Source organism: Ruegeria sp. BHSC037 (genome assembly GCF_059613045.1).
Genome location: NZ_JBXWRT010000022.1, coordinates 1 through 19,798, shown reverse-complemented (window position 1 = coordinate 19,798; position 19,798 = coordinate 1). Strand labels below are relative to the sequence as shown.

Here is a 19,798-nt window from a genome sequence, read left to right as displayed (position 1 = left end):
CCAGCTACAAGCGGGTCGAAGATGGGATCGTGCTGGTCAACGAAAGCGACTGCATCGGCTGCGGCCTGTGCGCCTGGGCCTGCCCATATGGCGCGCGCGAACTGGACGCCGCAGAGGGCGTCATGAAGAAATGCACCCTGTGTGTCGATCGCATCTACAACGACAACCTGCCCGAGGAAGACCGCGTTCCCGCCTGCGTGCGGACCTGCCCCGCGGGCGCCCGTCATTTCGGCGACCTGGGCGACCCCGACAGCGCGGTCAGCCAACTGGTGGCCGAGCGCGGCGGCATGGATCTGATGCCTGAAATGGGCACCAAACCCATCAACAAATACCTGCCACCCCGCCCCAAGGACACGGTCGAAGACCAGATCGACATCCTGGCGCCCCTGCTGGCGCCGGTCGCCGACGAGCCGAAGGGCTTTCTTGGCTGGCTGGACAAGGCATTGGAGAAGCTCTGACATGCATCCCGCACCCTCTGTCATCGTGTTCACAACCCTGTCGGGGCTGGGCTTCGGCCTGATGTTTTTTCTGGGCCTGGGCTTGCCGAATGTCTCGGGTTGGGTGGCGTTCGTGTTCTTCGCCATCGCCTATGCGCTGGCGGTGGGCGGGCTTCTGGCCTCGACCTTTCACCTCGGCCATCCCGAACGCGCGCTCAAGGCGTTCACCCAATGGAAGACCAGCTGGCTCAGTCGCGAGGGCTGGTGCGCGGTTCTGGCCCTGATGGTCATGGGGCTCTATGCTATCGGCGTGATTTTCCTCGGCCAGCGTTGGGCCGGGCTGGGCCTGCTGGGATCGCTGCTGTCGCTGGCGACCGTATTCACGACTGCGATGATCTACACGCAGCTCAAGACGATCCCGCGCTGGAACATGAAGCTAACCCCGGCCATGTTTCTCAGTTTCAGCTTGGCGGGCGGCGCGCTTTTGGCGGGGCAGACGGCCCTGGCCATTCCACTGCTACTGATCGCGGCCCTGATCCAGATCCTGTACTGGCGTCAGGGCGACCAGGCTTTCGCGAATGCGGGCACCACGCTCGCCACGGCCACCGGTCTGGGCGACCGCGGCACCGTGCGCGCCTTCGAGCCCCCGCATACGGGCACCAACTATCTACTGCGGGAGTTCGTGCACGTCGTCGGACGCAAACATGCCGAAAAGCTGCGGGTGATTTCCTTTGGTCTGGCCTTCGTGCTGCCCGTGCTTCTGCTGGCGCTACCGTTCAACCACCTGTTCGCCGCGCTGGCGGTGCTGTCGCACCTTGCTGGCGTGGCCGTTTCCCGATGGCTGTTCTTTGCCCAGGCCGAACATGTGGTCGGCCTGTACTACGGCAAGCGCTGACGAGAGACCCTCGGCCGCTCACTCCCGGAGGCAGGCGGGCGGACAGCCCGCGCCGGATCAGAGAAGGCCCGCGTGGCGCATCGCCGCGTCGATGGCCTGCTTTGTGCCGTCCTCCAGCGTCGTCAGCGGCGAGCGCACCTCTTCCGAGCACAGGCCCAGCTTGCTGAGGGCATATTTGGCACCGACAAGGCCGGGTTCGATGAAGATCGCCTCGTGCAGCGGCATCAGGCGGTCCTGGTACTCCAGCGCCGTGGCGTAATCGCCCGCCAGTGTTGCCTGCTGGAACTCGGCACACAGTTTCGGCGCCACGTTCGCGGTGACCGAGATGCAGCCGACCCCGCCATGGGCGTTGAAGCCCAGCGCCGTCGCGTCCTCGCCCGACAGTTGGATGAAATCGGTACCGCAGGTGGCGCGCTGCTGGCTGACCCTGGCCAGATCGCCGGTGGCGTCCTTGACGCCGACGATCCGCGGCAGCTGGGCCAGTTCGCCCATCGTCTGCGGGGTCATGTCGATGACCGACCGGCCGGGGATGTTGTAGATGATGATCGGAATGTCGGCGCAGTCGTGCAAGGCGCGGAAATGGGTCAACAGCCCCCGTTGGGTGGGCTTGTTGTAATAGGGCGTCACGACCAAAGCGGCATCGGCGCCGACCTTCTGCGCGAATCGCACGAACCGGATCGCCTCGACCGTGTTGTTCGACCCGGCCCCGGCAATTACCGGCACGCGCCCCGCGGCGGCCTTGACCACCTCGGCCACCACGGTTTCGTGTTCCTCGTGGCTCAGCGTCGGGCTCTCGCCGGTCGTGCCCACCGGCACCAGACCGGTCGACCCTTCGGCAATCTGCCATTCCACCAATTGTTTGAGCGTATCCAGGTCCAACTCGCCGTTGCGGAACGGGGTGACAAGAGCTGGCATCGAGCCTTTGAACATGGAGCGCTCCTTGAGGTTCAATCGTGTGATGTGCGTCGCGGGCCGATACGAATTTAGGTTTCTTGAGTTGATCCCGGCGGCGCAAGGTTTATCCTGAATGGCTGTATCCACGGTTGGTCGGGAAATGCAAGGGATGACACGGATTCTGGCGCTGATTGCCACGGCGATTCTGGCGATGACGATGCAGATCGGAAACGCGCGCGCCGACAGCGTGGCCGACCTGCGGGCCGGACTGGCGGAAATGCGTGCCGGAGATTGGAACGAAGCCCTGCGCGTCGCAGGCGCGCGCGGCTCGGTTTCGCGCGACATCATCGTGTGGCACTGGCTGCGCCAGGGATTCGGCAGTTCGGGCGACGTTCTGGTATTTCTTGACCGGCGACCCGACTGGCCCGGACTGGCCTGGTTGCGCCGCAAAAGCGAGCCGACCTTCACCGGCGCCGACCCCGACCGGGTTCTTAAATTCTACCGGGACACCCCTCCGCAAACGGCCGAAGGCGCCCTGAACCATGCCATCGCATTGATGGCGAAGGGACGGGTCGGCGACGCGCAGGCCGATATCGTGACTGCGTGGCGCACCATGCCGATGGGAGAGGGCCTGCAAAAGGACTATGTTGAAAACTTCGGTAAACTGCTGAAACCGCATCATCAGGCCCGGCTGGACCGGATGCTGTGGGACGGGCACCTGATCAGCGCGGCTCAGATGCTGCCGCTGGTGGGCAGCGACTATCGCAAACTGGCCGAGGCCCGGATCGCGCTGCAAAAACGCGCGCCCGGCGTGGATGCCAAGATCGCCGCGGTGCCCAAGGCGCTTGCCGATGATCCGGGGCTGGCCTTCGACCGTTTCGTATGGCGTGACCGCAAGGAACTGGACGACAGCGCCATCGACCTGATGCTGACCCGCTCGACCAGCCCCGAGGCCCTGGGCGAGCCCGACAAATGGGCCGAGGGGCGGCGTCGGCTGGCGCGGCTGGAGATGCGTCAGGGCGATGCGAACCGCGCCTATGCCATTGCCGCCAACCACCACATGACCCCCGAGATGGGCTATGGCTATGCCGACCTCGAGTGGCTGTCGGGGTTTCTGGCCCTGCGCAGGCTGAACGATCCCGACACGGCGGTGCGGCATTTCCAGAATTTCCTCGGCGCGGTTCAATCGCCGATCTCGATGGGTCGGGGCGGGTATTGGCTGGGCCGGGCCTATGCCGCGCAGGGCAACGCCGAGAAAGCCTATGAAGCCTTTGCCTTGGGGGCGGACTATCAGACGTCGTTCTACGGGCTGCTGGCGGCCGAACAAATCGGCCGCCCGTTCGACGACGATCTGGCCAACCCGCGCCGGGCGCCACATTGGAAACAGGCCGATTTTGCGAATTCCAGCGTTCTGAAGGCCGGGTTGCTGCTGCTGCGCGCGGGCGAACGCGACCTTGCCGAACGGTTCCTGACCCATCTGGTCGAGGGGCTGGACCCGGTACAGGCCGGCCAATTGGGCGACCTAGCTATCGAGTTGAACGAGCCGCACCTGGCCGTGATGATCGCCAAGCGCGCGGCGACCGAAGGGGTCGTTCTGCCCGCGGCCTATTACCCGATGCACCCCGTGGCCGACATGCGCCTGCCGATGGCCGAAGAGATGGTTCTGGCCATCGCCCGCCGAGAAAGCGAGTTCGACCCGGTAGTGGTCAGCGGCGCGGGTGCGCGCGGCCTGATGCAGGTGATGCCCGCCACCGCCAAGCTGGTGGCGCAGGAATTGGGCATTCTAAGCGGGCACAAGACCCCTCGGCTGACCGCAGACTGGCAGTACAACGCCAAGCTGGGGGCCAATTACCTTGCCAAATTGGCGGCCGATTTCGACGGAAACGTCGTGATGATGGCCGCCGGCTACAATGCCGGACCGAACCGGCCGATCTCGTGGAGGGAACGCTACGGCGACCCGTTGCGCGGTGAGGTGGACATGATCGACTGGATCGAGACCATCCCGTTTTCCGAGACCCGCAACTATGTGATGCGGGTGACGGAAAGCCTGCCCGTCTATCGCGCGCGGCTGGGCAAGCCGGCGCTGCCTATCCCGTTTTCGAGGGAACTGACCGGATCAACCCTGGCGGCGTTCGCGCCATAGGGTGAACAGCCCCGCGGCCACCACCAGCGCAGCGCCCGCCACCACGGCAGGGCGCAGGGTTTCGTCAAAGATCGTGATCCCCAGGATGGCGCTCCACATCAGGTGGAAATAGGCAAAGGGCTGCACCGCGCTGGCCTCGGCCATCTCATAGCACTTGATCAGCAGCCAGTGCCCCAGAACCCCGGTCACGCACAGCAGGCCCATCCACAGCCAGTCGCGCGGCACCATCGGCTCCCAGAACCACAGGCCGATCGCGGTCATGAACACGGCGCCCACCACGCCGGTCCAAAAAAAACTGGTGGCGGTGCTGTCCTGACGCGCCACATAGCGCGTCAGCAACCCGTAAACCGCGAACATCAACGCCGAGATCAGCGGGATTACCGCCCAAGGGTTGAACACGCCCATCCCCGGCTGAAGGATGATCAGAACGCCGATGCACCCCACCCCGATCGCGGCCCACCGGCGCCAGCCGACCGTCTCGCCCAGAACCGGCCCGCTGAGCGCGGCCACCAGAAGCGGATAGCAGATGAACACCGCCTGGCTTTCGATCAGGCCTAGGATGGTGAACCCATAGACCGCCACGCAGATCTCGCCCGCCAGCAGAAGGCCGCGCAGGATCTGCAACCCCGGCTGCCGGGTCCGCGCCGCAGCGGCCAGACCGCCCGGCGCCCGCGCCGCAAGCGCCAGCACGAAAAGCGCGAAGAACCAGTATCGGATCATCACCACCATGTAGGTGTTGTAGGTGCCCGCCAGGTGACGCGAGATCCCGTCCTGCAGGGCAAACACGATGGTCGCGCCGACCATCAGGGCAATGCCGGCCTTCACGTTGTTCTGCTGGCTCATGGCTTGACCGCCCGGGTCATGTGCCGCTTGCGGCCATAGCCCGGTGCGCGGGCAACCTCGAACCCGGCCTCCTGCAGGCCGCGGCGCACGAATCCGGCCGCCGTGTAGGTGGCCGCCGTGCCGCCGGGGGCAGTGTGATCGGCCACCTGCCGCATCAAGTCTGGCTGCCACAACTCGGGGTTCTTGGCCGGTGAAAACCCATCGAGAAACCACGCATCCGCCTGGCCGCTCCACCCCGGAAGCGTCTGGCGGGCATCCCCTTCGATCACCGTCAGGCGCAACGACCCCAGGTCACAGGTCCCGCCCTGCCACGCGTCCAGAAACCGGCCTGCCCAGGGCGAGATCCGGGGAAAAGCCGCCAGCGCGCGCGCCATGTCGGACGGGTCCATCGGAAACGCCTCGAAACTGGTGAAGGTCAGCGGGCCGCTCTGCCCCGAGGTCTCCCACGCGGCCCAGGCCGTCAGCATGTTCAGCCCAGTGCCAAAGCCCAGCTCAGCGATGTGAAAGCCGGGGGCGAACCGGGCCGGCAGGTCATTGCCCGCCAGAAAGACGTGGCGGGTCTCCTCCAGCCCGTTTTGCAGGCTGAAATAAGGGTCGTCGAACCGGTTCGACACCGGGATGGTTTCGTCCGTCCACGACAATTCGGCGCGCTGGTCTGCCATGAGGGAATCCTGTAGCTAGGCGGCGCGACACTGAACAAGGGAAAGAGGTTTGGCAATGGTCGATGTGACGATCCGCGGCGCCGGGATTTTCGGCCTGTCCATCGCCTGGACCTGCGCCCGGCGTGGTGCCAGGGTTCAGGTCGTGGACCCGTTCGGACCGGGCGCCGGCTCCAGCGGCGGGCTGGTTGGGGCGCTGGCGCCGCATGTGCCGGAAAACTGGAACGACAAGAAGGCGTTTCAGTTCGAAAGCCTGCTGATGGCCGAACCCTTCTGGACACAAGTCGAGGCCACCGGCGGCGTGTCGCCCGGCTACGCCCGGTTGGGGCGGCTGCAGCCGATCGCCGATCAGCGCGGGCTGGACCTGGCGCATCAACGCGCCGAGACCGCCCGCAGCCTGTGGCAGGGCCGCGCCGATTGGACGGTGCGGCGGGTCGAGGAGGTCGGCGCCTGGTGCCCGCCCAGCCCCACTGGATTTGTCATTCACGACACGCTCAGCGCGCGGATGCACCCGCGCCGGGCCTGTGCCGCGCTGGTGGCCGCCCTGGCCACGATGGGGGTCGAGGTCGCTGCCGAAGCGCCCGACCGGGGCCGGGTGATCCATGCCACCGGCGTGGCCGGGCTGCTTGAGCTGTCGCGGGCCTTCGGCAGGACCGTCGGCAGCGGCGTCAAGGGGCAGGCGGCCTTGCTGCGCTTCAACGCGGGCGACGTGCCGCAGCTGTTTGCCGATGCGATCCACATCGTGCCCCATGCCGACGGGACGCTGGCAATCGGATCGACGTCCGAGCGCGACTATGATGACCCCACCAGCACCGATGCTGCCCTGGACGACGTGATCGAACGCGCCCTGCGCGCGGTGCCGGTGCTGCACGGGGCCGAGGTGATCGAACGCTGGGCCGGTGTGCGCCCCCGCAGCAAAAGCCGCGCGCCGATGCTGGGCGCGCATCCACTGCACAAGGGTCAGTTCATCGCCAATGGCGGGTTCAAGATCGGGTTCGGCATGGCCCCCAAAGTGGCCCAAGTCATGGCCGATCTGGTTCTGGAAGACCGCGACACCATCCCCGAGGGTTTCCGACCCGACGCGTCACTCTGACTGCGCGACGGCGCAGGCCTGCATGCACTGCCGCCCGTCCGGCCCGCGCACCCAGAGGTCATTCCCGTTGCGGCACAAATTTGCCGGTTCGAAATGCATCAGCGGCGACGAGGCCCGAAACGAGAACTCGGCCAGCGGCCCCAGCAGATCGGTCGCCAGCAGCATCAGATGCTGCGCCAGCAACGGGCCATGCACGACCAGCCCGTCATAGCCTTCGACATCGCGGGCATAGTCCAGATCATAGTGAATGCGGTGGCCATTGAAGGTGAGCGCCGAGTAGCGGAACAGCAGCGTCGAATCGAACGTGACGGTGCGCGCATCGGTCTCGTCGGTCCGCGCGACAGGCGGAATCGGCTTACGCGCATCCGCTGCGGGGTCTTGGCGATAGACCAGATCCTGCCATTCGGTCAGGCACAGGGTTCCGCCCTGACGGATCTCGTGGCGCAGGGTGACGAAGCCCAAAGGCCCGGTGCGTCCAGTTTTCGTGGTAGCCTGCTCAAGTACCGAGCGGCGCTCGGCCATGACGCCTGCGCGCAGCGGCGCGTGAAAGCGCAGCCGCCCGCCCGCCCACATCCGGCGCGGCAGCCCAAGGTCGGGGATCAGCCCATCCCCTACGGCCGGGTGCCCGTCGCGCCCAAGCTCGGCCGGCGGGCGCGGAGACCAGAAATACAGCTGGTGAAAGAAGGGCGGCAGCGCTGAGCCGGCCTCGATCGATGCGGTTTGACCCAACGCAATCTGCAAGGCCGCGGCGCGGGCAGGGTCCATCACGTCGGTTTGGGTTTCGGCGGAACGGTCGGTCATGGCGGCACCCTAGGCCGCGCCCATCCGGCCGGCAAGATGGCCCATCGGCCTAAAACCCGGCTTCTGCCCGCAACTTCTGCATCAACTCGCGCAGCGTCGCCTCGTATCGGTCGCTGATCAGTCGTCCCTGATCGTCGAATTCGTTCGAACTGTCGGCCAGGTGCAGTTCCGGCCCCGCCAGAACGCGCGGCTGAAACGGCACCATGAACGCCCGCAGGATCATCTGCGCCCGTTCGCCCCCGGCCCGGCCCGCCGCCGCCGACATCACCGCCACAGGCTTGTCGGCCCAGGGCCGCCCCTTGGTGCGGCTGACCCAATCCAGCGCGTTCTTCAGCACGCCCGACGGCCCCTTGTTGTATTCGGGCGTCGAGATGACCACCGCATGCGCCTGGGTGATCTGATCCGCCAGCAATTGCACCTTGTCCGGTATCCCGACGCTGTCTTCGAGGTCGCCATCATAGAGCGGCAGGTTCAGATCAGCCTCGATGAACGTGCCAGGATTGAACAGCCGGGCGGCCTCTCGCAGCAGCCTGCGGTTCGTGGCGTTCTGCCGCAACGAGCCGGACAGGCCCAGAAGGATAGGGTCGGACATGGGGAAACTCCATCATCATGTCTGGTTGCAGTTTAGCCGTTCCAGCCGCTAACCATAGCGCGCTTGACGCGCAGTCAATGTGCAAAAAGAAAGGGTCGCGCGCCGCGACCCCATCGTGTTGTCTCTCGCGTGTCAGGCGTTCCCGCTGGGCACGATCACGATCTCGACCCGTCGGTTCTGTGCCTTGCCCTCGGGCGTCAGGTTCGAGGCGATCGGCTGATTTTCACCCCGCCCGATGGTCGTGATGCGCGCATAGCTGACCCCGTTGGCCTGCAGGATGTCGGCGACCGCATTCGCGCGACGTTCCGACAGGGCCTGGTTGTAGCCCGCATCGCCGTCGCTGTCGGTATGGCCGATGATCTGCACATTGGACTTGGGGTAATTCACAAGGTTCTGACCGACCCGTACCAGATCGGCCCGCAGCGCCGGACGGACAGTGGCGCTGTCGGTGTCGAAGGTGATGTCGTTGGGCACGGTGACGATCAGCCGGTCACCGGCATTCACGATGGTGATGCCGTCATTGGCCAGTTGCTGGCGCAGCTCGGCGGCCTGTTTGTCCAACTGGTTGCCGATCAACCCGCCCCCAGCAGCACCGATGGCCGCCCCGGCCAACGCGCCCAGTCCGGGGTTGGAATCATTGGCGATGGCCCCTACGCCAGCCCCGATCAGGCCACCCAGAATGGCGCCCTGCTTGGCGTTCTGGTTCGGGTCGTCCTGCACTCGCAGGGTCCCCGGATCGGTACACGCGCCCAGAATAAGGGTGGCGCTCAGTCCCAGCGGCAGCGCGAATCTGGAAATCGTCATGGAATCACCTTCTGCTCCTGTACCCGTTTTTCGGGCTACTTCTTTGACGACATTTTATCATGCCAGCAGCAATACGGCTCAAGCGACAAAATGGCGAGATCGGCGAATACCTGCCCGCCGGGGCAAAGAGGGTCAGAAATCGGGCGCGGAGCGGAATTTCATCGACACGCCATCCTCAGGGTGTTTGACGCGCAACTCCTCGGAATGCAGCATCAGGCGCGGAAAATTCCGCGCGGGCCCTTCGGCATAGAACGGATCGCCCAGAATGGGATGGCCAAGCGCCTGCATGTGGACCCGCAGCTGGTGCGAGCGCCCGGTCTTGGGAAACAGGCGGATGCGGGTCGTGTCGCCGTCGTGCCGGACCACACGCCAATCGGTCACCGCGGGCTTGCCGGTTTCATGGCAGACCATCTGCCGCGGCCGGTTCGGCCAATCCACGATCAATGGCAGATCGACGGTTCCGGCCTTGGGTTCGACCCGCCCCCAGACCCGCGCGATATAGGTCTTGCGGGTCTGCCGGTTCTCGAACTGCTGGCCCAGGTATTTCTGCGCATGCGGCGTCTGGGCAAAGATCATAACCCCCGATGTGTCGCGGTCCAGCCGATGCACCAGCAGCGCCTGGGGAAAGGCCGCCTGAACGCGGGTCAGCAGGCAATCGGCCAGATGCGCCCCCCGCCCGGGCACCGACAGCAAACCCGCCGGTTTGTTCACCACGATTACCTGCGCGTCCTCGTGCAGCACGTCCAGCGGGGTTTGGGGCGGATCATAGGTATCGCTCATGCGCGCTGCCTATCGCAGGGCGTGGGTTCTCGCAACGTCGTCCTTGCGATGGGGGTGCTGTTCGCGCAACTCTCACCCCCAAGCGGAGGAGACGAGATGCACCCGACGATCGAACGCATACAGGAGGTGGTTGCCAAGGGCGACGAGAGCCTGATCCACGAATTGCTGGCCGAAGATGTGCGGTTCATGCCGCCGACCTACTACAGCACTTGGACGGGACGCGCGCCGGTGGCGGCGGTACTGGGCCATGTGGGCCAAGTGTTTTCCCAGTTCCGCTATCGCCGGATCATGGGCACGGGCAAGGACTGGGCGCTGGAGTTTCAGTGCAAGGTCGGCGATCTGGACGCGGTGGGCGTGGACCTGATCACTCTGAACGACGACGGGCTGATCCAGACCTTCGAGGTAGTCATGCGCCCATACAAGACCATCGGCGCGCTGCGCGAGGCGATGATGGCGCGCGTGATGACCGACGCCCGTTTCCTGGAATTCAAGTCAGCGTTGGGCTGACCATGGCTGCCCCCGTCGGCGTGGACCAGATCGCCCGACTGCCTCTGCTTCCGCTGCTGGCGGTGCAGGCCTTACTGGTGCGCCAACGCGCGCTGCGACTGCCCGAGCCATCCGGCCCGCGCGAGGGGCGTCATGGAAAAGGCCCCCGACTACGCCTGCTGATTGCCGGCGACAGCTCGGCGGCGGGCGTCGGCGCCGGCACCCAGGATCAGGCGCTCTCGGGGCAATTGATCCGCCAGCTTGCACCGCATTTCAGCGTCGAGTGGTGCCTGATCGCGACCACCGGTCACACCACGCGGGACACGATCGAGGCACTGAGTGACATGACCGATTCCTTCGACGTTGCCGTCACCGCGCTTGGGGTGAATGACGTGACCCGTGGTGCGACGGTCAAACAGTTCCAGAAACACCAATCCGATCTGTTTGACTGCCTCACCCGCGACCTGGGTGTCCGTCGTATCATCGCAACCGGCGTCCCACAGATGGAGCGGTTTCCGGCCTTGCCGCAGCCTTTGGCCTGGGTGTTGGGCCGACAAGCGGCGCGTCTGGACACCGGGTTGCAAAAGGCCATGAGCCGGTATCCGCAAGCGCGACACCTGGCCCTGACTCTGCCGGACGATCCGGCCCTGGCCGCACCGGACGGGTACCACCCCAGCCCCAAGGCCTATGCTCTCTGGGCGCAGCAAGTGGCTCGGTTGATCCTCGATCAGGCCTGACCGCGCACCTGCCGGATCATCGGCAGTGAATACACCACCAGTGCCGACCAGATCAGCGGAAATGCAATCATCCGTCCCCGGTCGACCTGCTCGCCGAAAACGGTGATCGCGGTGATGAAGATCATCGTTGGCGCGATGTACTGAAGGATGCCCATGGTCGACAGCCGCACCATCTTGGCCCCGTTGGCATAGACCAGCAGAGGCACCGCCGTGACGATTCCTGCGCCCGCCAGAAGCAAAGTGTCGCTGGCCACCAAACCAAAATGCCCTTCGCCCATGGCACCCAGCCAGGTCACATAGGCCAGCGCAGGCACCAACAGGATCAGCACCTCGAGCAGAAAACCCTGGTTCGGCCCGATGGGCAGAGACCGCTTGAAAAAGGCATAGAACCCCCAGCTGATCATCAGACCCAAGGCGGCCCAAGGCAGGCGCCCGGCCTCGAGGATAAGAACCAGCACGCCCAGGGCCGCCAGACCAACAGCGATCTTTTGAGTGCGCGTCAAAGATTCCCGCAACAGGATCGCCCCCAGCGCAATGCTGAACAGTGGGTTGATGTAATACCCCAGCGCCGCATCCAAAGCGTTGCCGCTGGCAATGGCCCAGACATAGATAGCCCAGTTCACCGAGATCAGCGCAGCAGTCAGGCAAGCCATTCCCAGCATGCCCGGATCACGCAGAGCAGCCTTCAGATCGCCAGTCCGGCCCAGCGCGATCAGCAGCAGCCCCGCAACAGGCACCGACCAAATAATCCGATGGGCCACCACTTCGACCGGAGAAATATGCGCCATGGCCTTCATGTAAAGCGGCAGGAACCCCCACAGCAGATAGGCCGTGACGGCGAGGGCCAGCCCCTTGGGCGTGTCCCCGGAGTCGGTGGTGAATGCGGGCTGCGCCATTCAGGTTCTCCGAGCGTTGTACCCGGTTCATATGGCAGGTTGCGCCGCGAAGGAAATACGGAATTCTGTTGCGTCGGCCATCACGGGTCTTGATCGGACACGACACGTCCCACCTTGTTTGAAGAATATTTTGCGAGGCTCTGCCTCGCGCTCCGGGATATTTGGGGCCAGATGAAGAAGGGGAGAGCCCACTTCATCTGGCTGAAAATATCCCGGGGGAGACGCCGAAGGCGGCGGGGGCAGAGCCCCCACCAATCCGGCAGGTCACACCTTCACCCGTTCGGATTTCGGGTCATACATCGGCTTGAGCGACGCCTCGGCCCGGACTTTCGTTCCGCACACGTCGATCTCGTAGGTCGAAGCCAGCACGTCGGCTGCCTTTTCCCCCTCGCAGGGCACATAGCCCATGCCGATGGCACCGCCCAGCGTGTGACCATAGTTGCCCGAGCTGAGATAGCCCACATACTCGCCATCCCGGATGATCGGTTCGTTGTGGAAAAGCAGCGGCTCGGGATCGGTCAGGCGGAATTGCACCAGGCGCGATTTCGGGCCGCTTTCCTTGCGGGCGATCACCGCTTCGCGGCCGATGAAGTTACAACCCTTGTCCACCTTGACGGCAAAGCCCAACCCGGCATCCACCACGTGATCCTCGCAGGTGATGTCATGGCCGAAATGGCGGAAACCCTTTTCGATCCGACAGCTGTCCATCATGTGCATGCCGCAGAGTTTCAGCGCCATCTCCTGCCCCGCTTCGTGCAGCGTTTCAAAGACGTGGCCCGCCATGTCGGACGAGACGTAGATCTCCCAGCCCAGCTCGCCCACATAGGTGACGCGGTGGGCGCGGGCGAGGCCCATGCCGATCTCGATCTCCTGCGCGGTGCCGAAGGGGTTTGCCGCGTTCGAGAAGTCGTTGGGCGATACCTTTTCCAGCAAGGCCCGTGAATTCGGCCCCATCACCGCCAGAACGCCTTCGGCCGCGGTGACATCGGTGATGACCACGTTGTAGTTCCCTGCGTGGCGCATCATCCACGTCTGGTCCGCCAGACGCGTCGCCGCCGGGGTGACCACCAGATAGGCTGTCTCGGAAAGGCGAGTGACGGTCACGTCGGCCTCGACCCCGCCGCGGCGGTTGAGAAACTGGGTATAGACGATCTTGCCCACCGGCACGGCATAGTCTCCGCCGCCGACATAGTTCAGGAACTTTTCGGCATCAGGGCCTTCGACCCGGATCTTGCCGAAGGAGGACATGTCGTACATGCCCACGTTCTCGCGCACCGCGCGGTGTTCCGCGGCCGAATTCTCGAACCAGTTCTGGCGCTTCCAGCTGTAGCAGTATTCGCGCTCCTGCCCTTCGTTCGCGAACCAGTTGGCGCGCTCCCACCCGGCCAGTTCACCGAACACTGCCCCGTGTTCTTTCAGGTGGTGGTGGAACGGCGTCCGGCGCACACCGCGCGCTGTGGCCTTCTGACGATAGGGGTAGTGGTCGGCATAAAGCAGACCCAGCGTTTCCTTGGAGCGTTCGAACAGGTATTTACTGTTGCCCTGGAAGGGCTGCATCCGGCTGATGTCCACATCGCCCAAGTCAAAAGGTTTCTCGCCGCTGTCCATCCATTCGGCCAGCGCCATGCCCGCGCCGCCCGCCGATTGGATCCCGATCGAGTTGAAGCCAGCGGCGACCCAGACATTGTCCATCTCGGGCGCAAGGCCCAAGTGATAGGCATCGTCGGGCGTGAAGCTCTCGGGGCCGTTGAAGAAGGTGTGGATCCCCGCCTCGGCCAGCATCGGCATGCGGTTGCAGGCGGCCTCAAGGATCGGTTCGAAATGGTCGAAATCCTCGGGCAGCTGGTCGAACTCGAAACTGTCGGGGATGCCGTCCATCGCCCAGGGCTTGGCGTTGGGCTCGAAGGCGCCCAGCAGGATTTTCCCGGCGTCTTCCTTGAAATAGGCGCATTCGTCCGGCACCCTCAGCACCGGAAGCTGGGTCAGGCCCTCGATATTCTCGGTCACGATGTAGAAATGTTCGCAGGCGTGCAGCGGCACGTTCACGCCCGCCATGCGGCCGACCTCATGCCCCCACATGCCGGCGCAGTTGACCACCATGTCGCATTCGATATGGCCCGAGTCGCTGCCGTCGTCGGCCACCCAGTCCACACCCGTAACGCGGCGGCCCTGTTTGGCGATATCGGTGGCCTTTACCCGCTCTTTGACGATGGCGCCGCGCTGACGCGCGCCCTTGGCCAGCGCCAGCGCGATGTTGGCCGGGTCGCCCTGCCCGTCCAGCGGCAGATAGACCGCACCCTTGACCCCATCCAGATTGAGATGCGGATACAGTTCGGCCACCCGCTCGTTCGAGATCTCCTCGACCTCGACTCCGAAGGCGCGGGCCATTGCGGCCTGGCGATAGATCTCTTCCTTGCGCTCCCCCGTCAGCGCCACGGTGATCGAGCCGCAGCGTTTGAAGCCGGTGGCGACGCCGGTTTCCTCTTCGAGTGAGCCGTAGAGTTCCTGGCTGTATTTCGCCAGCTTGGTCATGTTGGCGGTGGCGCGCAGCTGGGCGATCAGGCCCGCCGCGTGCCAGGTGGTGCCGCTGGTCAGCTGCTTGCGTTCCAGCAGCACCACGTCTTTCCACCCTTTCTTGGTCAGGTGATAGGCGACCGAGCATCCGATCACGCCGCCGCCGATGATGACCACGCGGGCCTTGCTGGGAAGATCAACCATTCCGATGTCTCCGAATCTTGGGTCTTGCGCGAAGTCTGCCACGGGAAGGCGGCAGGAAATCCATCAAAAACGTCACGAAACCGGCGATAATCACCGTGAGCCGGGCGTGCGCCTCTGACGGCGCATGACGAAGGGGGTAACGCCGTAGACGCTTTTGTAGATGGTCGAGAACCCGTTCGGGAACCCGCAGGCCAGCCCGATCTCGCGCACGCTCATGGTGGTGTTCAACAGCAGGTTGTTGGCCTTGGCCAGCCGCATTTCGCGATAGAACCCGTTAGGCGTGGCGCCGAGATAGGTCTTGAACTTGCGCTCCAGCGAGCGGTTCGACAGGCCGAGGGCCGCGACGATCTCGTTGATCGGCACCGGGTCTTCGATATTGGCCTGCATGATCTTGATGCACTGGTCCAGCTTGTCGTCGCCGGTGGTGGTCGCATTGACGCCCGAGAAGGGCTGCATCGAGCCGAAATCGCGGATGTTTTCATGCAGCATGATGTCAGCGACGGTCATCTTCGCCGCGCCCGAGACATGGCGGCCGATCAGCGCCAGCGTCACATCCACGGTCGCGCCCATCCCGGCGCAGGTGACGACGGGGCCGTGTTCCGTCGCGATCGAGAACTTGGCGTTGAATCCCGCCCCGCGTTCGCGCAGGAACGAGGCGTTTTCCCAATGCGTCGCGTGATCCTCGGCGCCCTTGTCCTTGATGTAGCGGCTGGCGGCCTCGGCCAGCAGAAAGACCTGCGCGCCGCGGTGGGTATAGTCCGAGATCACCCGCGCCAGCGACAGGTCGGGGTGGTCCGGGTCGGTGTTGCCGATGACGAAGAGGTAATCCGCAGTGGGCTGCCGGATCACCGGCTCGGTCTCGACATAAGCCCCGGCGCGGCAGGCGATCGTGCCGCCCCTGAGCGAGCGGTAGGTATAGGTGAAGGGCGGCACCGGGCAGACCCGGTTGGCGATACGCAGCACGTCGGCCACCCCGGCCAGTTCGGTCAGCACAAACCCGTCGGCGACGAGGATGTCCACCTGCCATTGCCGTTCGGGAAAGGGTGCCGTCCGCTCCGCCAAGCCTATGCTCCTCAGACGATCCGGTGCCCTGCGGCGCGCAGGCGGCCCGCCAGTGCCTCGATGTGGTCGGGGCCGACCTCGCAGCAGCCGCCGACGATCGTGGCCCCCTGCGCCACCCAGCCCATCGTGTGATCAGCGTAGGCCTCTGGCCCCAGATCCTGCCGCTGTTCCAGCGCGTCCACCGTGGGCGCGTCCTGAAGGAACCCCTCGGAGATGCGGGTGAAGCCGTTGGCATAGGCGCCGAAGGGCCGCCCGAAGCCCTTGATGATCTCGAGCGCCGCCGGGATCGCCTCGGGGCGCGAGCAGTTGATCAGAACCGCCTCGGGGGCGAAGCGCTCCACCAGCGGGGCAATGTCGCCCAGCGCCTCGCCGGAGCGCAGGCGGGTGCCGTCGTCATCCATCACGGTCAGCGCCAGCCAGACCGGTTTGCCGCAGCCTTGGGTGCCGCGCAGCGCGCCCTCGGCCTCTTGCACTGACGAGACGGTTTCAATCAGAAACAGATCGATACGATCGGCCATCATCTGCACGATCTCGCGGAATTTTTCCGCCGCCTCGGCCGGGTCGGGGTTCAGATCTGGGCGGTACGAGGCCAGCAAAGGGCCGAGAGAGCCCGCGATGCGGCCCTGCGGGAACCCGGCGCGGGCGCGTTCGGCTTGGGCCAGCGCGGTGTCGATCAAGGCGGGCAGCTGGTCTTCCATGTCCACCCTCACAAGGCGCGAGCGGTGCAGGGCGTAGGTGTTGGTGGTCGCGATGGTGGCGCCGCGCCGGAAATAGTCGGCATGGACTTCGCCCACAAGGTCGGGGTGGTCGATCATCACCCGCGTGGACCAGAGCGGCGTCGCCCGGTCGCCGCTGCGTTTCACCAGTTCCTGCCCGATCGAGCCATCCAGAAGCGTGATATCGGTCATGCGCACCTCCTTAAGGGATCAGAACCAGTTTGCCGGGAAAGGCCTTGGACTGGAAATCCTCCTGCGCCTCGGCGATGTCACGCAGGGGGTAGGTCTTCGACACCAGCGGCCGGATCCGCCCTGCGTTGATCATCTCGACCAGCCGGCCAAAGACCTCGAAGGCCTGATGGGTGCAGCCGTGGATGGTGATGTCGCGCAGATAGATCTCGCGCAGGTCGGCCTGCACGATCGGCCCGGCGATGGCGCCGGACACAGCATAGTGACCGCCCGGTTTCAGCGCCAGGATCAGGCCGGGAAAGGCCGGGCCGCCGACCACGTCGATCACCACGTCGAACGCGTCGCGCGGCAGCGGTGCGTCGCGCTCGAAGGTTTCCGAAGCGCCCTGCGCCCGGACGGTATCCGCCTTGGCCGCGCTGGTGACGCCCGCGACCGAGGCCCCGCGCAGGGCGGCCAGCTGCACCGCCGCCAGCCCGACGCCGCCCGAGGCGCCGGTGATCAGCACCTTCTGCCCTGCGGTCACGCCTGCGCGGGTCAGCAGGTTTTCGGCCGTGCCGAACGCGCAAGGGATGGCGGCGATTTCCACGTCCGACAGGGGCGAGGCGGTGACGTCATAGAGGTCGTCGGCCTCGAGCAGGCAATACTGCGCAAAGGCTCCGTCGATTTCCGAGCCCAGCGCGATGAAGCCTGTCGGGTTGCCCGGCCTAGGACGCGGCAGGTTGATCGGGCAGGTCACGCGCTGGCCCGGTTTGAAGCCGGCACCGGGGCCGACTTGTTCGACGATGCCGCACAGGTCGCCGCCCTGAATGCGCGGGAACGAAAGGGCGCCGCCCCAGCCTCCGGCCTCGACATCCTGATCGACCGCATCTGTTGCCCCGGTCACCTCTGGTGCATACCAGCCGATGCGGGTGTTGATGTCGGTGTTGTTGACGCCGGCCGCGGCGACGCGGACCAGCACCTGCCCCGGCCCTGGGACCGGAACAGGGATGTCTTCGCGCCATTCCAGCGCCTCGGGCCCGCCGTGCCGGGTCAGATACACACCCTGCATGGTCTTGCTCATTGGTCTTGTCCTTTCGACAACGGCGGGCCGGGCCAGAGGTCAGGCTCGCAGGCGTTCGTTCTCGGGGTCCCAGAGGGGTTTGTCCTCTTGAACCACGGCGCGGCACTTCTCGCCATAGATTTCGACCTCAAGCTCGGTGCCCGGAACCGCCATGTCGCTGCGGACCATGCCCAGCGCGATCGAGGCGTTCACGCGATAACCCCAGTCGCCCGAGGTGGTCTCGCCCACGATCTCGCCATCCTTCCAGATGCAGGACATGTAGGGCGCGTCGCAGTCCCCGGCCTCGACGATCAGGGTGACGAAGCGTTTCTTGACGCCCTGCTGCTTTTCCGCCAGCAACGCGGCCTTGCCCGGGAAATCCTGCGGCTTGTCGAACTTGATGAAACGTTCAAGCCCACCTTCGAGCAGCGAGTAGTCGGTACTGAGATCGCCCTTCCACGCGCGATACCCCTTTTCGATGCGCAGGCTGTTCAACGCATACATGCCGAACGGCTTGGCCCCCGCGGCGAGGATCGCGTCATAGATCGCGGGCATGTGCTCGTTGAGGGCATGCACCTCCCAGCCCAGCTCACCGGCGAAGGACACGCGGATCAGGTGGGCGGGTTGCCCGGCCACGGTGGCGGCCTGATGGGTCAGCCAGCCCAGCGAGAGGTCGGCATCGGTCAGGCCCGACAGGATCTGTCGCGATTTTGGCCCGGTCACAATCAACGTGTCGCGGGTGGTGGTCACGTCCTCGACCGTGACGCCCGCGGGCATCGCGTTCACAATGATGTCGCGGTCGTGCCATTGCGCGGTGGCGGCGGTGATCATCACGAAGTCATCCTCGCCCAGCCGCATGCAGGACATCTCGGTCAGGATGCGGCCGCGGTCGTCGGCGATGTAGACGAGGTTGATCCGCCCCACCTTGGGCAGGCCGCCGGTGACCAGCCCGCGCAGCGCCTCGGCCGCGCCTTCGCCCTTGACGACAAAGCGCGAGAAACCCGGCAGGTCGAGCACGCCGCAATGGTCGCGCACGGCCTCGCATTCTTCCTTGATCCGCTGCTCCCACGGGCCCGAGCGGCCCCAGGTGTGGGTGCTTTCCTCGGAAGTGTCGTCGCCCGGCTGCGCGAACCAGTTGGCGCGCTCCCAGCCGTTGTAGACGCCCATGACGCCGCCCAGTTCCTTGACCTTGGCATGCACCGGCGACAGCTTCTTGTCGCGCGCGGCGGGCCATTCGTGATGGGGGAAGTGCATGGCGTATTCGTTGCCATAGACCTCCATGCCTTTCTGGTTGCAGTAGTCCTGATCGGTGTAGTCGGTATAGCGGCGCGGATCGACGGCCCACATGTCCCATTCGGTGGCGCCATCCACGATCCACTCGGCCAGCACCTTGCCTGCACCGCCGCCCTGGGCAATGCCGAAGGTGAAGGTATGCGCCTCGAACGCGTTCTTGACGCCGGGCATCGGGCCGATCAGCGGCAGGCCGTCGGGCGCATAGGGGATCGGCCCGTTGATCACGCGGCCCACGCCCGAGGTCGCCATCAGCGGCACCCGCTCCATCGCGTCGGTGACGATGTCCTCGATCCGGTCCAGATCGTCGTTCCACAGCTGAAAGCTGAAATCCTCGGGCATCGGGTCGTCCTCGGTCATCCAGTGGCCCTTGCAGTTGGGCTCGTAGGGGCCGAGGTTGAAGCCGTTCTTTTCCTGCCGCAGGTAGTAGGACACATCCACGTCGCGCAGCAGCGGCAGCTTGCCACCGTTTTTCTTGGACCAGGCCTCGATTTCTGGGATTTCCTCGGTCAGCAGATACTGGTGGCTCATGACCATCGCGGGCACGGTGCGGCCGCCAAAGGGCTTGAACCATTCGCCCACGCGCTGCGCGTAATAACCGGCGGCGTTGACGACATAGTCGCAGTCGATGTCGCCCTTCTCGGTATGCACGGTCCAGGTGCCGTCGTCATGCTGGGTGACGCCGGTGGCGGGGCAGAACCGGATGATCTTCTGCCCCATGTCG

19 protein-coding genes are annotated in these 19,798 nt (G+C 65.2%); 6 read left to right on the top strand and 13 right to left on the bottom strand.

All coding sequences use genetic code 11. The annotated features are described in order from the left end of the window. Both AC2FMN_RS16930 and AC2FMN_RS16925 read left to right on the top strand, forming a co-directional pair. A partial coding sequence (locus tag AC2FMN_RS16930) for a 4Fe-4S dicluster domain-containing protein (protein ID WP_496689620.1) occupies positions 1-458 on the top strand: 458 nt, incomplete at its 5' end. Between the two features lies 1 nt (position 459). Then, the gene (locus tag AC2FMN_RS16925) at positions 460-1,332 is read left to right on the top strand and encodes a dimethyl sulfoxide reductase anchor subunit family protein (RefSeq protein WP_496680401.1); all 873 of its coding nucleotides are present in this window, start codon (positions 460-462) and stop codon (positions 1,330-1,332) included. A gap of 57 nt (positions 1,333-1,389) precedes the next feature. Here AC2FMN_RS16925 and dapA read toward each other — a convergent pair whose 3' ends face one another. Further along, positions 1,390-2,262: a 4-hydroxy-tetrahydrodipicolinate synthase gene (gene dapA, locus AC2FMN_RS16920; protein WP_496680399.1), complete on the bottom strand. Its 873-nt coding sequence runs from the start codon at positions 2,260-2,262 to the stop codon at positions 1,390-1,392. Between the two features lie 133 nt (positions 2,263-2,395). Here dapA and AC2FMN_RS16915 point away from each other — a divergent pair, with 133 nt between their 5' ends. Next, a complete protein-coding gene (locus tag AC2FMN_RS16915; protein ID WP_496689618.1) occupies positions 2,396-4,369 on the top strand; it encodes a lytic transglycosylase domain-containing protein in 1,974 nt (657 codons plus the stop codon). Here the strand turns inward: AC2FMN_RS16915 and AC2FMN_RS16910 are convergent. Both AC2FMN_RS16910 and mnmC2 read right to left on the bottom strand, forming a co-directional pair. Further along, a complete protein-coding gene (locus tag AC2FMN_RS16910) occupies positions 4,343-5,212 on the bottom strand; it encodes a DMT family transporter (protein ID WP_496689616.1) in 870 nt (289 codons plus the stop codon). The two genes, AC2FMN_RS16915 and AC2FMN_RS16910, sit on opposite strands and share 27 nt — an antisense overlap. Beyond that, positions 5,209-5,874, bottom strand: a complete 666-nt coding sequence (gene mnmC2, locus AC2FMN_RS16905) for a tRNA (5-methylaminomethyl-2-thiouridine)(34)-methyltransferase MnmC2 (protein WP_496689614.1) — start codon at positions 5,872-5,874, stop codon at positions 5,209-5,211. Before mnmC2 ends, AC2FMN_RS16910 begins: the two co-directional genes overlap by 4 nt. A 55-nt stretch (positions 5,875-5,929) precedes the next feature. On the opposite strand from mnmC2, the gene AC2FMN_RS16900 reads away from it, so the two are divergent. Next, positions 5,930-6,964, top strand: a complete 1,035-nt coding sequence (locus AC2FMN_RS16900) for an NAD(P)/FAD-dependent oxidoreductase (protein ID WP_496680391.1) — start codon at positions 5,930-5,932, stop codon at positions 6,962-6,964. Here AC2FMN_RS16900 and AC2FMN_RS16895 read toward each other — a convergent pair. The 4 genes from AC2FMN_RS16895 to AC2FMN_RS16880 all read right to left on the bottom strand — a co-directional run bounded on the left by AC2FMN_RS16895 (position 6,956) and on the right by AC2FMN_RS16880 (position 9,941). Next, positions 6,956-7,765: an HTD2 family dehydratase gene (locus tag AC2FMN_RS16895; RefSeq protein WP_496689612.1), complete on the bottom strand. Its 810-nt coding sequence runs from the start codon at positions 7,763-7,765 to the stop codon at positions 6,956-6,958. The two genes, AC2FMN_RS16900 and AC2FMN_RS16895, sit on opposite strands and share 9 nt — an antisense overlap. Positions 7,766-7,814: 49 nt before the next feature. Next, positions 7,815-8,357 carry an NADPH-dependent FMN reductase gene (locus AC2FMN_RS16890; RefSeq protein WP_496689611.1) on the bottom strand — a complete coding sequence of 181 codons (543 nt, stop codon included), beginning with the start codon at positions 8,355-8,357 and terminating at the stop codon, positions 7,815-7,817. 132 nt (positions 8,358-8,489) lie between these two features. Further along, positions 8,490-9,161 carry a YiaD family glycine zipper/OmpA-like lipoprotein gene (locus AC2FMN_RS16885; protein ID WP_496689609.1) on the bottom strand — a complete coding sequence of 224 codons (672 nt, stop codon included), beginning with the start codon at positions 9,159-9,161 and terminating at the stop codon, positions 8,490-8,492. Between the two features lie 132 nt (positions 9,162-9,293). Continuing rightward, on the bottom strand, positions 9,294-9,941 hold the full coding sequence (locus AC2FMN_RS16880) for an RluA family pseudouridine synthase (RefSeq protein ID WP_496689607.1): 648 nt from the start codon (positions 9,939-9,941) through the stop codon (positions 9,294-9,296). Positions 9,942-10,037: 96 nt separating this feature from the next. Between AC2FMN_RS16880 and AC2FMN_RS16875 the strand changes: the two genes are divergently transcribed. Both AC2FMN_RS16875 and AC2FMN_RS16870 read left to right on the top strand, forming a co-directional pair. Next, positions 10,038-10,448 (top strand): nuclear transport factor 2 family protein, encoded by a 411-nt coding sequence (locus AC2FMN_RS16875; protein ID WP_496689605.1) that lies wholly within the window; start codon positions 10,038-10,040, stop codon positions 10,446-10,448. A 2-nt stretch (positions 10,449-10,450) separates the two neighbouring features. Beyond that, the gene (locus AC2FMN_RS16870; RefSeq protein ID WP_496689604.1) at positions 10,451-11,164 is read left to right on the top strand and encodes an SGNH/GDSL hydrolase family protein; all 714 of its coding nucleotides are present in this window, start codon (positions 10,451-10,453) and stop codon (positions 11,162-11,164) included. Here the strand turns inward: AC2FMN_RS16870 and rarD are convergent. The 6 genes from rarD to AC2FMN_RS16840 form a co-directional block, all read right to left on the bottom strand. Then, on the bottom strand, positions 11,155-12,060 hold the full coding sequence (gene rarD, locus AC2FMN_RS16865) for an EamA family transporter RarD (RefSeq protein ID WP_496680381.1): 906 nt from the start codon (positions 12,058-12,060) through the stop codon (positions 11,155-11,157). The two genes, AC2FMN_RS16870 and rarD, sit on opposite strands and share 10 nt — an antisense overlap. A 264-nt stretch (positions 12,061-12,324) precedes the next feature. Beyond that, positions 12,325-14,778, bottom strand: a complete 2,454-nt coding sequence (locus AC2FMN_RS16860) for a GcvT family protein (protein ID WP_496689603.1) — start codon at positions 14,776-14,778, stop codon at positions 12,325-12,327. Between the two features lie 90 nt (positions 14,779-14,868). Then, a complete protein-coding gene (locus tag AC2FMN_RS16855; protein ID WP_496689602.1) occupies positions 14,869-15,840 on the bottom strand; it encodes a GlxA family transcriptional regulator in 972 nt (323 codons plus the stop codon). An 11-nt stretch (positions 15,841-15,851) separates the two neighbouring features. Continuing rightward, positions 15,852-16,748, bottom strand: coding sequence for a homocysteine S-methyltransferase family protein (locus AC2FMN_RS16850; RefSeq protein ID WP_496689601.1), 897 nt, complete (start codon positions 16,746-16,748; stop codon positions 15,852-15,854). 10 nt (positions 16,749-16,758) lie between these two features. Beyond that, positions 16,759-17,805, bottom strand: a complete 1,047-nt coding sequence (locus AC2FMN_RS16845; RefSeq protein ID WP_496689600.1) for an alcohol dehydrogenase family protein — start codon at positions 17,803-17,805, stop codon at positions 16,759-16,761. Positions 17,806-17,844: 39 nt separating this feature from the next. Further along, the coding region (locus tag AC2FMN_RS16840) for a GcvT family protein (protein ID WP_496689599.1) at positions 17,845-19,798 on the bottom strand (1,954 nt) is incomplete at its 5' end.

Bases quoted from the DNA above. Each gene is read 5' to 3' on its own strand.
- AC2FMN_RS16925 (WP_496680401.1), top strand. From the start codon at position 460: ATGCATCCCGCACCCTCTGTCATCGTGTTCACAACCCTGTCGGGGCTG.
- dapA (WP_496680399.1), bottom strand. From the start codon at position 2,262: ATGTTCAAAGGCTCGATGCCAGCTCTTGTCACCCCGTTCCGCAACGGC.
- AC2FMN_RS16915 (WP_496689618.1), top strand. From the start codon at position 2,396: ATGACACGGATTCTGGCGCTGATTGCCACGGCGATTCTGGCGATGACG.
- AC2FMN_RS16910 (WP_496689616.1), bottom strand. From the start codon at position 5,212: ATGAGCCAGCAGAACAACGTGAAGGCCGGCATTGCCCTGATGGTCGGC.
- mnmC2 (WP_496689614.1), bottom strand. From the start codon at position 5,874: ATGGCAGACCAGCGCGCCGAATTGTCGTGGACGGACGAAACCATCCCG.
- AC2FMN_RS16900 (WP_496680391.1), top strand. From the start codon at position 5,930: ATGGTCGATGTGACGATCCGCGGCGCCGGGATTTTCGGCCTGTCCATC.
- AC2FMN_RS16895 (WP_496689612.1), bottom strand. From the start codon at position 7,765: ATGACCGACCGTTCCGCCGAAACCCAAACCGACGTGATGGACCCTGCC.
- AC2FMN_RS16890 (WP_496689611.1), bottom strand. From the start codon at position 8,357: ATGTCCGACCCTATCCTTCTGGGCCTGTCCGGCTCGTTGCGGCAGAAC.
- AC2FMN_RS16885 (WP_496689609.1), bottom strand. From the start codon at position 9,161: ATGACGATTTCCAGATTCGCGCTGCCGCTGGGACTGAGCGCCACCCTT.
- AC2FMN_RS16880 (WP_496689607.1), bottom strand. From the start codon at position 9,941: ATGAGCGATACCTATGATCCGCCCCAAACCCCGCTGGACGTGCTGCAC.
- AC2FMN_RS16875 (WP_496689605.1), top strand. From the start codon at position 10,038: ATGCACCCGACGATCGAACGCATACAGGAGGTGGTTGCCAAGGGCGAC.
- AC2FMN_RS16870 (WP_496689604.1), top strand. From the start codon at position 10,451: ATGGCTGCCCCCGTCGGCGTGGACCAGATCGCCCGACTGCCTCTGCTT.
- rarD (WP_496680381.1), bottom strand. From the start codon at position 12,060: ATGGCGCAGCCCGCATTCACCACCGACTCCGGGGACACGCCCAAGGGG.
- AC2FMN_RS16860 (WP_496689603.1), bottom strand. From the start codon at position 14,778: ATGGTTGATCTTCCCAGCAAGGCCCGCGTGGTCATCATCGGCGGCGGC.
- AC2FMN_RS16850 (WP_496689601.1), bottom strand. From the start codon at position 16,748: ATGACCGATATCACGCTTCTGGATGGCTCGATCGGGCAGGAACTGGTG.
- AC2FMN_RS16845 (WP_496689600.1), bottom strand. From the start codon at position 17,805: ATGAGCAAGACCATGCAGGGTGTGTATCTGACCCGGCACGGCGGGCCC.